This is a genomic window from Enterobacter nematophilus, assembly GCF_026344075.1.
In the GTDB taxonomy this organism is placed as follows: domain Bacteria; phylum Pseudomonadota; class Gammaproteobacteria; order Enterobacterales; family Enterobacteriaceae; genus Enterobacter; species Enterobacter nematophilus.
Genome location: NZ_JAPKNE010000011.1, coordinates 16,328 through 28,643 on the forward strand (window position 1 = coordinate 16,328; position 12,316 = coordinate 28,643).

The 12,316-nt window shown below is 56.7% G+C and carries 13 protein-coding genes; 6 read left to right on the forward strand and 7 right to left on the reverse strand.

What is annotated here, in order from left to right:
- Positions 1-91 precede the first annotated feature (91 nt).
- Positions 92-1,102, forward strand: coding sequence for a class II fructose-bisphosphatase (gene glpX / locus OSH03_RS20105; RefSeq protein ID WP_266179909.1), 1,011 nt, complete (start codon positions 92-94; stop codon positions 1,100-1,102).
- A 96-nt stretch (positions 1,103-1,198) separates the two neighbouring features.
- Positions 1,199-1,945, forward strand: coding sequence for a ferredoxin--NADP(+) reductase (fpr, locus tag OSH03_RS20110; protein ID WP_266179910.1), 747 nt, complete (start codon positions 1,199-1,201; stop codon positions 1,943-1,945).
- Here fpr and OSH03_RS20115 read toward each other — a convergent pair whose 3' ends face one another.
- Positions 1,946-2,365 (reverse strand): DUF805 domain-containing protein, encoded by a 420-nt coding sequence (locus OSH03_RS20115; protein ID WP_266179911.1) that lies wholly within the window; start codon positions 2,363-2,365, stop codon positions 1,946-1,948.
- Positions 2,366-2,477: 112 nt separating this feature from the next.
- On the opposite strand from OSH03_RS20115, the gene OSH03_RS20120 reads away from it, so the two are divergent.
- Positions 2,478-3,074, forward strand: a complete 597-nt coding sequence (locus tag OSH03_RS20120) for a DUF1454 family protein (protein ID WP_061096502.1) — start codon at positions 2,478-2,480, stop codon at positions 3,072-3,074.
- A gap of 111 nt (positions 3,075-3,185) precedes the next feature.
- Complete coding sequence (gene tpiA, locus OSH03_RS20125; RefSeq protein ID WP_006808674.1) at positions 3,186-3,953, forward strand: triose-phosphate isomerase; 768 nt, start codon at positions 3,186-3,188, stop codon at positions 3,951-3,953.
- 98 nt (positions 3,954-4,051) lie between these two features.
- Here tpiA and OSH03_RS20130 read toward each other — a convergent pair whose 3' ends face one another.
- The 6 genes from OSH03_RS20130 to cpxP form a co-directional block, all read right to left on the reverse strand.
- The gene (locus OSH03_RS20130) at positions 4,052-5,356 is read right to left on the reverse strand and encodes an SLC13 family permease (protein WP_266179912.1); all 1,305 of its coding nucleotides are present in this window, start codon (positions 5,354-5,356) and stop codon (positions 4,052-4,054) included.
- A 73-nt stretch (positions 5,357-5,429) separates the two neighbouring features.
- Positions 5,430-6,173: a CDP-diacylglycerol diphosphatase gene (locus tag OSH03_RS20135; protein ID WP_061099596.1), complete on the reverse strand. Its 744-nt coding sequence runs from the start codon at positions 6,171-6,173 to the stop codon at positions 5,430-5,432.
- Positions 6,174-6,280: 107 nt separating this feature from the next.
- Positions 6,281-7,270, reverse strand: a complete 990-nt coding sequence (locus tag OSH03_RS20140; RefSeq protein ID WP_028014851.1) for a sulfate ABC transporter substrate-binding protein — start codon at positions 7,268-7,270, stop codon at positions 6,281-6,283.
- 134 nt (positions 7,271-7,404) lie between these two features.
- Positions 7,405-8,367 carry a 6-phosphofructokinase gene (gene pfkA, locus OSH03_RS20145; RefSeq protein WP_028014852.1) on the reverse strand — a complete coding sequence of 321 codons (963 nt, stop codon included), beginning with the start codon at positions 8,365-8,367 and terminating at the stop codon, positions 7,405-7,407.
- 174 nt (positions 8,368-8,541) lie between these two features.
- The gene (gene fieF, locus OSH03_RS20150) at positions 8,542-9,435 is read right to left on the reverse strand and encodes a CDF family cation-efflux transporter FieF (protein WP_266179914.1); all 894 of its coding nucleotides are present in this window, start codon (positions 9,433-9,435) and stop codon (positions 8,542-8,544) included.
- Positions 9,436-9,588: 153 nt separating this feature from the next.
- The gene (gene cpxP, locus OSH03_RS20155) at positions 9,589-10,092 is read right to left on the reverse strand and encodes a cell-envelope stress modulator CpxP (protein ID WP_061096505.1); all 504 of its coding nucleotides are present in this window, start codon (positions 10,090-10,092) and stop codon (positions 9,589-9,591) included.
- A gap of 150 nt (positions 10,093-10,242) precedes the next feature.
- Between cpxP and cpxR the strand changes: the two genes are divergently transcribed.
- Both cpxR and cpxA read left to right on the forward strand, forming a co-directional pair.
- The gene (gene cpxR, locus OSH03_RS20160; protein WP_006179159.1) at positions 10,243-10,941 is read left to right on the forward strand and encodes an envelope stress response regulator transcription factor CpxR; all 699 of its coding nucleotides are present in this window, start codon (positions 10,243-10,245) and stop codon (positions 10,939-10,941) included.
- Complete coding sequence (cpxA, locus tag OSH03_RS20165) at positions 10,938-12,311, forward strand: envelope stress sensor histidine kinase CpxA (RefSeq protein WP_015569937.1); 1,374 nt, start codon at positions 10,938-10,940, stop codon at positions 12,309-12,311. The genes cpxR and cpxA overlap by 4 nt, the downstream gene beginning before the upstream one ends.
- Positions 12,312-12,316 lie beyond the last annotated feature (5 nt).

Consider the following 12,316-nt stretch of genomic DNA (forward strand, 5'->3'; position numbering starts at 1 on the left):
CGGGGTGAGGGGCTCCAACCGCACCGGTCCCTCCCCCCTCCCCACTCTGTGATAAACTTCGTGCAATTCCTTTTGACTGTACGAGTCCCTCATGAAACGTGAACTTGCTATCGAGTTTTCCCGCGTCACCGAAGCAGCCGCCCTCGCAGGCTACAAATGGCTGGGTCGTGGCGACAAAAATACCGCAGACGGCGCGGCCGTCCACGCCATGCGCATTGTGCTTAACCAGGTCAACATCGACGGCACTATCGTCATCGGTGAAGGCGAGATCGACGAAGCGCCAATGCTCTACATCGGTGAAAAAGTCGGAACGGGTAAAGGTGATACCGTGGATATCGCGGTGGACCCAATCGAAGGCACGCGCATGACGGCGATGGGCCAGGCCAACGCCCTGGCGGTACTGGCCGTGGGTGATAAAGGCTGCTTCCTCAACGCGCCGGACATGTACATGGAAAAGCTGATTGTTGGTCCTGGTGCGAAAGGCGCAATCGACCTCAGCCTGCCGCTGGACGCCAACCTGCGCAACATCGCAGCGGCGCTGGGTAAACCGCTCAACGAACTCACCGTCACTATTCTGGCGAAACCGCGCCACGACGCCACCATCTCTTATCTGCAGGCACTCGGCGTGCGCGTGTTTGCCATTCCGGATGGCGACGTTGCCGCGTCTATTCTGACCTGCATGCCGGACAGCGAAGTGGACGTGCTTTATGGCATCGGCGGCGCGCCGGAAGGCGTGGTCTCTGCGGCGGTGATCCGCGCGCTGGACGGCGATATGCAGGCGCGCCTGCTGCCGCGTCATGAGGTAAAAGGCGACAGCGACGAGAACCGTCGTATCGGAGAGGACGAGCTTGCGCGCTGCGCAGCGATGGGCATCGAAGCCAATAAAGTGCTGGCGCTGAACGACATGGCGCGCAGCGATAACGTCGTCTTCTCCGCAACCGGCATCACCAAAGGCGACCTGCTGGACGGCATCACCCGCAAGGGCAACATGGCGACCACTGAAACGCTGCTGATCCGCGGCAAATCGCGCACCATTCGCCGCATTCAGTCTATCCACTATCTCGACCGCAAAGACCCGGATGTGCAGATGCACATTCTGTAAAACCGTTTGATCGATAGAGCTTTCCGGCCCGAAGGGGCTGGAAATGTTTCCCACAAGTACGGAAGATAGAACAGAGAAACAGCACAGGAGAAGATCATGGCGGACTGGGTAACAGGTAAAGTCACTAAGATAGAATTCTGGACCGATGCGCTATTTAGTCTCACCCTGCGTGCTCCCGTGCACCCGTTTAAGGCCGGGCAATTTGCGAAGCTGGGGCTGGATGTCGACGGCGAGCGCGTGCAGCGCGCCTACTCTTACGTTAACGCGCCGGATAACCCGGACCTCGAGTTCTATCTGGTCACCGTCCCGGACGGCAAGCTGAGCCCGCGTCTTGCCGCCCTTAAGCCAGGCGACGATGTGCAGATTGTGAGCGAAGCGGCGGGCTTCTTTGTGCTCGAAGAGATCCCTGACTGTGACACGCTCTGGATGCTGGCAACCGGCACGGCCATCGGTCCCTATCTTTCCATTTTGCAGTACGGCAAAGATCTGGAGCGCTTCAAAAACATCGTGCTGGTGCACGCCGCGCGCTACGCCGCAGATTTAAGCTATCTCCCGCAAATGCAGGCGCTGGAACAGCAGTACGGTGGAAAGTTAAAGATTCAGACCGTGGTCAGCCGTGAAACCGTAGCAGGAACGCTTACCGGCCGCGTCCCGGCGCTAATCGAGAGTGGAGCCCTGGAAGACGCAGTGGGTTTACCGATGACGGCCGAAACCAGCCACGTCATGCTGTGCGGTAACCCGCAGATGGTGCGGGACACGCAGCAGCTTCTGAAGGATACCCGGCAGATGACGAAACATCTTCGCCGCCGACCGGGCCATATGACCGCCGAACACTACTGGTGATCAGCGGTATTTCACCTCGACGGTATCTTTACCGTATTTGTTTTCGCTCTGGGTGCCGATAAACGCGCCCAGATCGACAATCATCATCACGAAGATAACCGACGGCAGCAGCCTGCCCACGACCCACGGCAGGATGGACGGTAGCATCTCCCAGTTACCTGCCACCAGCATCCATGCCAGAATAATCAAAAATGCCCATGCGCCTGAGCGGCCGCGATCGTGCAGGCGTTTCACCACGACGGCCGCCGTTGGCCATAGCAGGCAGACCAGCGTGAAGGCCGCCGTTTGCGTGCTCAGCCAGGCGTTGTAAGCAACAAAAAACAGAAGCAGCATGGCGACAACCCACGTCACCATCCAGACCCAGAAATCACGGCGTCCAATACGCCCTTTGAATGAAAACAGCCACTGCTGTATGGTCATGTAAGGTTCCTTATTATCGTTTAGCCCGCATTTTACCCTGGAGTTGTGACCTTTTGACAAGCCGACCAGATATCGTTTTAATCATGAGCACTTACGGCCAGGTGCAATGTTGATGAAAAATTCGGCACATTCTCTTTTCCTGTGTTTAGCGATGCTCGGCGCGGGTTTTCCGCTGCACGCCGCCAACACCGCGGCCCCCACCGCTGCGCCGTATTTACTGGCGGGCGCACCGTCTTTCGATCAGTCCATTAGCCAGTTTCGCGAAGCTTTCAATCAGGCCAACCCAGCGCTGCCGCTGGATGAATTTCGCGCCATTGATAGCTCACGAGATACCCCAACCCTGACCCGTGCGGCGAGCAAGATTAACGAGAATTTGTATGCTTCTACGGCGCTGGAGCGCGGTACGTTAAAAATCAAAAGCATGCAAATCACCTGGCTGCCGATTCAGGGGCCAGAGCAGAAAGCGGCTAAATCGAAGGCGCTTGATTACATGAGCGCGGTGCTGCAGGCGTTTACGCCTGCGCTGACGAAAAAGCAGAGCCAGCAAAAGCTGCAAAAGCTGCTGGCCGCCGGTAAAAACAAGCGGTACTACGCCACCACCGAAGGCGCGATTCGTTATGTGGTAGCGGATAACGGCGAAAAAGGACTGACCTTCGCCGTTGAACCGATTAAGCTGGCGCTATCTGACACCCTTGGCGGGGCGAATTAATGACAAAAAGCAAAGCCTTTCGAGGGAAAATCTCTATACTGATTCACAGACCATGCTGCCCGACAGGGCGGCCATATTCCTTAATTCGCTTATTTAGCGTGGAGAATTGAAATGCGACATCCTTTAGTGATGGGTAACTGGAAACTGAACGGCAGCCGCCACATGGTAAACGAACTGGTTGCAAACCTGCGTAAAGAGCTGGCTGGCGTGACCGGCTGCGCGGTTGCTATCGCTCCGCCAGATATGTACCTGGATCTGGCTAAACGTGCCGCTGACGGAAGCCACATCGTGCTGGGCGCGCAGAACGTTGACGTTAACCTGTCTGGCGCGTTCACCGGTGAAACTTCCGCTGAAATGCTGAAAGATATCGGCGCGAAATACATCATCATCGGCCACTCCGAGCGTCGCACCTACCACAAAGAATCTGACGAGTTTATCGCGAAGAAATTCGCCGTGCTAAAAGAGCAGGGTCTGATCCCGGTTCTGTGCATCGGTGAAACCGAAGCAGAAAACGAAGCGGGCAAAACCGAAGAAGTATGCGCACGTCAGATCGACGCCGTGCTGAAAACGCAGGGCGCGGCAGCGTTCGAAGGCGCGGTTATCGCTTACGAGCCAGTCTGGGCGATCGGTACCGGCAAATCAGCTACCCCTGCGCAGGCTCAGGCGGTGCACAAATTCATCCGTGACCACATTGCTAAAGCCGACGCGAAAGTGGCTGAGCAAGTGATCATCCAGTACGGCGGCTCCGTAAACGCCTCCAACGCTGCTGAGCTGTTCACCCAGCCAGACATCGATGGCGCGCTGGTTGGCGGTGCATCCCTGAAAGCAGACGCTTTCGCGGTGATCGTTAAAGCGGCAGAAGCGGCTAAACAGGCGTAATGGCCTTTGCGGCGGGTGGCGCTTGCGCTTACCCACCGCTCTTCTCCTCCCTCTCCTTTGGGAGAGGGTTGGGGTGAGGGGAAACCCCTCGCACTGAACTACACTTTACCTAATACGCTAAACCATAAATAATCCAGCGGCAGCAGCACCAGATACGTCGCTATCGCCAGCGCCAGACAGAGCATCATCCCCGCCCTTGCAGGCACCTTTCCTAACCCCATCGCCACCACAATCGGCGACGCCTGATACGGCAGCAGCGGCGTGGAATAGCCCAGCACCTGAATCATGATCACCGACAGCAGCGGGAAACCGGTCGCGTCCGAGAAGCTCTGCGCCAGCGTGGTGTACAGCGCCGGAACGCCGTTGGCGGTCATAATGAAGTTGAGTGCCGTAGTAATTCCGGTTAGCGCCAGGAAGCTGGTGAACGGCCTGTCCGCATCCAGCGGCATAATGCGCAGCAGCGCCTCGCCTACGGCCGCTCCGATACCCGTTTGCGTCACGACGATCGCCAGCCCAAGAATGCCCGCGACGTAGATACAGGTGCGCATGTTCACCCCGGCAGAAAATTCGTCCCCGGTAATGAAACCCACGCGCGGCAGCATAACGATGACCGACGCCGCGAGCCCCGTCCACGCGGGCCCTACGCCATGCCAGCTCTCCGTTACCCACATCCCCAGCACCAGCGCCAGCAGCCAGGCAAGACGCTTCTCATCCCGCCCCATGGGTTCAGACGGCGCCCTATCCTTCGGTGGTTTAGGGCTGCCGGGGAACAGCCAGCAGATGAGGCCAATCAGAATCAGGCCTTTGAGAATGCCCAGCACCGGCGTGTGCAGCAGCAGATACGGGACATAGTTCAGGTGAATTCCGTACGAGCCTTCCGCCGCGCCGCTCATCACCAGGTTAGGGACGTTTGCAGGCAGGATAGTGGCCGAAAGCTGGAAGGTGCCGAACCCGACGGCCAGCGCAAGCCCGAACCAGGCGCGGGAGCCGTCGGCGATACCGGCGCGTTTCGCCATCGCCGCGACAATGGGCATCAGCAGCGCAATACGCCCCATGTTCGACGGCATCACAAACGCCAGCGCGTAGCTGAGCAATACCACGCTCGCCACCATCAGCATCCAGGAGTCGGTGAGCTTTGCCGACAGCGACCGGGCGGCCCTGTCCGCCAGCCCGGTTTTACGGATCGCCACGCCGAGCACAAAGCCGCTGAAGACCAGCCAGAAAGCCGACGAGGCAAAACCACCGAAGATCGCTTCCGGAGGGGCGATTCTGGCGGCCATCGCCGCCGTAAAGAACAGCAGCGCGGTGATAAATTCCGGCAATAGCGACGTCGCCCACAGCACGATGGTGACGCCGACGATCAGCGAGGGCAGCAGCAGAGGATGCGTTAACCAGAGCGACATACCTGTCTCCTGTAGAATTTTTCAGCAAGTCTACGGTGACAGGCAGCCTGAGTAAACGCGATTTATGGTGGGGTCATTTCAGGATAGTGCATTGATGATCCTGCAATTCCTCTGCCGACGCGCGGTTGAGCGTGAGCAGGTTACGCTCGGTCGCCAGCAAAACAAACGAACCATCCGACTGCTGCGCCATTGCCAGCGCGAAGCGCCCCATATGGTCGCGCGCTTCCGGCAGCTCTTCCGCCAGCATCATAAACGGACTGCGCTGGACCAGTTCATTCTCCGTCACCCGTCGTGCGAGATACTCATGTCCTTCCAGTCCGCCCGGGAACGGTAGCCACTGGGTGCTGATGTCTCCCTGCGCCGCGTTGAGCTTCTCGCGCACGTCCGGGCGCAGGCAGGAGATATGGATATGGAAATGGTTCTGCGTACGGCCTGTCGGTGAGTTAATCGTCAGCGAAATGGCGCTATCCGGCACCTCGGATCCACGCTTCAGGGTCATAAAGCTGCGCGACTGCCACGCCAGCCAGAAGAAGTTTGGCGTGTGAGGCTCGGTCAGGAGCGGGCTTTCGGTGCCGTTGATGCGGTACGTTGGCATCAGCAGATACTGCAGCGGCCCGTTGCGGTCTTTGAACACCACATAGCCCGCGTCAGGCTTCACCTGCGCGCAGGGCGCCGGGTTACGGTGTTGCAGTTGATTAGGCAGGCACTGGTCGAGAACGATATGACGCAACGCATTCGGATTACCCGCTTTTATCCAGTACACGCCGCCTGCGGCAAGGGCGATGACAATCAGGATCAATAAGATAATTTTTTTCACAACGCGTTCCCTGTTTTCAATAGAGGCAAAAGAGTAACGCAAAATGATGACCAAATAAAAAACCCGGTGGATTTCTCACACCGGGTCGCCGTGTCGTTTGTTGACGGTTAGCGCTGGCTAATCTGGTCGAAGGTGCCGCCATTAGAGAAGTGCTCTTTCTGCGCTTTCGTCCAGCCGCCGAACACATCATCAATGGTGAAGAGCTTCAGTTTCGGGAATTCGCTATCGTATTTCTTCGCAACGGCCGCATCGCGTGGGCGATAGAAGTTCTTCGCCGCGATTTCCTGGCCTTCCGGCGAGTAGAGATACTTCAGGTAGGCTTCCGCCACCGCTTTGGTCCCTTTCTTATCAACGACCTTATCGACCACGGAAACGGTCGGCTCAGCGAGGATGGATTCGCTCGGGGTCACGATCTCAAACTTGTCTTTACCCAGTTCGTGGGTCGCCAGCAGGGCTTCGTTTTCCCAGGCAATCAGCACGTCGCCAATACCGCGCTCGACGAAGGTGTTAGTGGCACCGCGTGCGCCGGAGTCCAGCACTTCAACGTTTTTATACAGGGATTTGACGAATTCCTGCGCTTTTGCCTGGTCACCGTTGTTGTGGTGCAGCGCGTATCCCCAGGCCGCCAGGTAGTTCCAGCGTGCGCCGCCGGAGCTTTTCGGGTTCGGGGTAATCACAGAAACGCCCGGTTTGATCAGGTCGTTCCAGTCCTTAATTTGTTTCGGGTTGCCTTTACGCACCAGGAAGACGATGGTCGAGGTGTATGGCGCGGAGTTATCCGGCAGACGTTTGATCCAGTTTTTGTCGATACGACCACGCTCGGCGATGGCGTCGACATCATAGGCCAGCGCCAGGGTAACCACGTCGGCTTCAATACCGTTAATCACAGACGTTGCCTGCTTACCGGAGCCACCGTGCGACTGGCGAACCACCACGTTATCGCCGGTTTCCTGCTTCCAGTGCGCCGCGAAGGCTTTGTTGTATTGATCGTACAGCTCACGCGTCGGGTCGTACGACACGTTGAGGAGTTGAATGTCCTTTGCCAGCACGCTGGTCGATGCCAGCAATAACGTTAACCCCACGCCCCATTTATTCATCGCCCAGCTCTCTTGTGTAGTGTTTTGATGAATGCAGCGTGCCAGAAAGCGAATCGAGGATTAAAGAATAAAAAAAGATTGGCTATAACGTGGAGGAATAAAAGCCCTCTTCAGAAAGAAGAGGGCTCAAAGGATCAGTACAGTTTTTTCGCGCAGTCCAGCCAGTCACCTTTGAACGGACGCTTCATGTTTTCAATCGCGTCGATGATGTCATGGTGAACCAGCTGTTCGTTCTGAATACCGACGCAACGGCCGCCGTGGCCCTGCAGCAGCAGCTCGATAGCGTACGCGCCCATACGGGAGGCCAGAATGCGATCGTACGGGCCAGGGGAACCGCCGCGCTGGATGTGACCCAGAACGGTCGCGCGGGTTTCGCGTTTGGTTTCGGTTTCGATGTACTTCGCCAGCTCGTCAACGTCACAGATGTGCTCGGTGATAGCCACAATCGCGTGTTTCTTACCTTTCGCGATACCGGCTTTGATTTCAGCAACCAGATCTTCACGGCTGAATTCCACTTCAGGAACCACCACAAACTCACAGCCACCGGCGATAGCCGCCGCCAGGGTCAGGTCACCGCAGTAGCGGCCCATCACTTCAACGATAGAGATACGCTGGTGAGAAGATGAGGTGTCACGCAGGCGGTCAATGGCTTCCACAACGGTGCCCAGCGCGGTGAAGTAACCGATGGTGTAGTCAGTGCCTTTGATGTCGTTGTCGATGGTACCCGGCAGGCCGATGCACGGGAAGCCCATTTCGGTCAGACGTTTTGCACCCATGTACGAGCCGTCACCGCCGATAACAACCAGCGCGTCCAGGCCACGCTTTTTCATGTTCTCGATAGCCACTTCACGGATGTGTTCGTCACGGAATTCCGGGAAGCGCGCAGACCCAAGGAAGGTACCTCCACGGTTGATCATGTCAGACACGCTGTAACGGTCGAGCTGAACCATACGGTCTTCATACAGACCCAGGTAACCATCATAGATACCAAAAACTTCCAGACCTTCCGTCAGCGCTGCACGGACAACCCCACGAATTGCCGCGTTCATGCCCGGCGCATCACCGCCGCTTGTCAACACACCGATTTTCTTAATCATGACTACCTCTGAACTTAGGAATGCAAAATTGAAATCTGTTGCCGGAAGAAACTTATCGACCAACGAATACTGCAAATAGTATATCAATCCCTTCTGGCTGAATTGATTCAGGTCAGACCAAATGGCGGTAATTTATACACAAAATGCTGGCCTGGCTCACTTTTTTACAACGAATTACGAAAGCCCAACATGTCCGGGTACAACCGAGCAGGGATCCTGGTGAATGATGACGTCTGAACCAGGAAAACGCTGCAAAATCGCCTGCTCGACCTGTTCAGCAATCACGTGAGCCTGAACCAGCGGCAGGTTGTCTTCCATTTCAATATGAATCTGAATAAAGCGGGTCGGCCCTGACTGCCGCGTTCGAAGATCGTGTGCACCGCTGACGCCGGGCCAGGAGGTCACGATGGAAAAAATTTCACTACGTTCTGAGTCCGGAAGAGCGCGATCGAGCAGTGATTGCACCGCGTCATACCCCATCCGCAGGGCGCTATATAAAATATAGATACCAATCCCTAACGCAAACAACGCATCGGCCCGATGCCAGCCATACCAGGCCAGACCGAGCGCAATAAGAATAGCCCCATTCATCATAACATCAGATTGATAATGAAGCATATCCGCCCGTACGGCCTGACTTTGCGTTTTGCGAACGACCCAGCGCTGGAACGTTACCAGAACAAGTGTGCTCATAAGTGCAATTACCGTGACGACCACGCCGACCCCGGGATTGTTCATCGGTGAAGGCGAAACCAGATGCTGAATACCGGTCAAAAACAGGAACAGCGCGGAGCCAGAAATGAACATACTTTGCGCCAGCGCGGCCAGCGACTCCGCTTTGCCGTGCCCAAACGTGTGCTCTTCATCCGCCGGCTGCAGCGAGTAGCGCACCACCAGAAGGTTGGTCAGCGAGGCGGCGATATCTACCAGTGAATCCACCAGCGCCGCCAGAATACTGACCGAGCCGGTATACCACCAGGCAAAGATTTTGATCAGCAGCAGGCCAGAGGCCATGACGGTCGCCGCAATGGCGGCCCGGCTTACCAGCCTTCCATAGGATTGATTCATAAACGCTCCTGTCATGTCATGCCGCTAGTATAACGGAAGCATGGGGAGGCAAAGGATGAATAATCGGTTAACAAATCAGAATGCGGGGCAAAAAAAACCCCCACATCATGTGGGGGAAGACAGGGATGGTGTCTATGGCAAGGAAAACAGGGTTTACTGGTTACTACGGGTACTGCTATTGCTACTGAAAAACGTTGTTTCTGAGCTTCGCTGCATCCGTGCAACCTCACGCAGCTGGTCCATCCGCTGCTGATGTTTGGTATTCAAAACCGCTTGCTGCTCGGGCGTTAGCAGGTGGAACATCTGGTTGCGGACCTTCGCCATCTCTACCTGGCGGGCAACCTGTTCCTGTGCCATTTTTTCGGCCTGAGCGCGGACAGCGCTTTCGTCAAAATTTTCTGCGGTGACAAGGCGATGCATTGTCTCCATTTCGCTAACATTAACAGGGGGCTGGTCGTGTCGTGCCCTCTGCATCAGATCTCGCATCTGTTGACGCTGATGTTCGGTTAAACTTATGCCGTCAAACATATGGCTTTGGCTGCTGTGCGTTGCGCCCTCTTGCGAGGAACCGTTATCGCCGATGATAGCTACAGCAGCCTGGCTAAACGCACTGAACGCCAGCGTTGAGGCCATGACGGCAGCGGTAACTTTGCGCATCACTTGCTCCCAAAATCTTTCGTGTCGCGATTCAACGAGAGACAGTCTACGATTCAGGCTGCAAACATGCGTCAGGGGGTGTAAAACAACGTAAAGTCATGGATTAGATAGCCTTGATGTCGTAATTTCTGCCTCGGAGGTATTTAAACAATGAATAAAATCCTGTTAGTTGATGATGACCGAGAGCTCACATCCCTTTTAAAGGAGTTGCTCGACATGGAAGGTTTCAACGTCCTGGTTGCCCATGATGGCGAGCAGGCGCTGAGTCTCCTTGACGACAGCATCGATCTACTTTTGCTCGACGTAATGATGCCGAAGAAAAACGGTATTGATACGCTGAAAGAGCTTCGCCAGACACACCAGACCCCCGTTATCATGCTGACCGCCCGCGGCAGCGAGCTTGACCGCGTTCTCGGCCTTGAGCTGGGTGCGGATGACTATTTACCAAAGCCGTTCAACGACCGTGAACTGGTGGCCCGTATTCGCGCGATCCTGCGCCGTTCCCACTGGAGCGAGCAGCAGCAGAATACCGACAACAGCTCGCCAACGCTGGAAGTGGACTCCCTGAGCCTGAACCCGGGCCGTCAGGAAGCGAGCTTCGACGGCCAGACGCTGGAACTCACCGGCACCGAATTCACGCTGCTGTATCTGCTGGCGCAGCACCTCGGCCAGGTCGTTTCGCGTGAACATTTAAGCCAGGAAGTGCTGGGCAAACGCCTCACGCCGTTTGACCGCGCCATCGACATGCACATCTCTAACCTGCGCCGCAAGCTGCCGGAGCGTAAAGACGGTCACCCATGGTTTAAAACCCTGCGTGGTCGCGGTTATCTGATGGTTTCCGCTTCATGATAGGCAGCTTAACCGCCCGCATCTTCGCCATCTTCTGGCTGACGCTGGCACTGGTTTTAATGCTCGTATTGATGTTGCCAAAACTCGACTCACGCCAGATGACGGAGCTTCTCGACAGCGAGCAACGTCAGGGCGTGATGATCGAGCAGCACGTGGAAGCGGAGCTGGCAAACGATCCGCCGAACGATTTGATGTGGTGGCGCAGGCTGTTTCGCGCTATCGACAAGTGGGCGCCGCCAGGACAACGTCTTTTGCTGGTCACCAGCGAAGGCCGCGTGATCGGAGCCGATCGCAATGAAATGCAGATCATCCGCAACTTTATTGGCCAGGCGGATAACGCCGATCACCCACAGAAGAAGAAATATGGTCGGGTAGAGATGGTCGGTCCTTTCTCGGTACGTGATGGGGAAGACAATTATCAGCTCTATCTGATTCGCCCCGCGAGCAGCTCCCAGTCCGACTTCATCAACCTGCTGTTTGACCGTCCGCTTCTGCTGCTGATTGTCACGATGCTGGTCAGTTCCCCGCTGCTGCTATGGCTGGCATGGAGCCTGGCAAAACCGGCGCGTAAGCTGAAAAATGCCGCCGATGAAGTGGCGCAGGGTAACCTGCGACAGCATCCAGAGCTGGAATCCGGGCCGCAGGAGTTCCTGGCCGCCGGGACCAGTTTTAACCAGATGGTGAGCGCGCTGGATCGGATGATGACCGCGCAGCAACGCCTGCTGTCAGACATCTCGCACGAGCTGCGTACCCCGCTCACGCGCTTACAGCTGGGCACCGCCCTGCTGCGCCGCCGCAGCGGCGAAAGCAAAGAGCTGGAGCGCATTGAAACTGAAGCCCATCGTCTGGACAGCATGATTAACGATCTGCTGGTGATGTCGCGCAATCAGCAGAAAAACGCGCTGGTGAGCGAAACGGTGAAGGCCAATCACCTGTGGCACGAGGTGCTGGACAACGCGGCGTTCGAAGCGGAGCAGATGGGTAAATCGTTCACCGTCAACTTCCCGCCGGGCCCGTGGCCGCTGTACGGTAACCCCAACACGCTGGAAAGCGCGCTGGAGAATATCGTGCGTAACGCCCTGCGCTACTCGCACACGAAGATTGAGGTGGCGTTTTCGGTGGATAAAGACGGGATTACCGTCATTGTCGATGACGACGGCCCTGGCGTCAGCCCGGAAGACCGCGAGCAGATTTTCCGTCCGTTCTACCGTACCGACGAAGCGCGCGACCGCGAGTCTGGCGGCACGGGGCTGGGGCTGGCGATTGTAGAAACCGCCATGCAGCAGCATCGCGGCTGGGTGAAAGCCGACGACAGCCCGCTGGGCGGGTTGCGGTTAACGCTGTGGCTGCCGTTGTATAAGCGTTCGTAATCCCC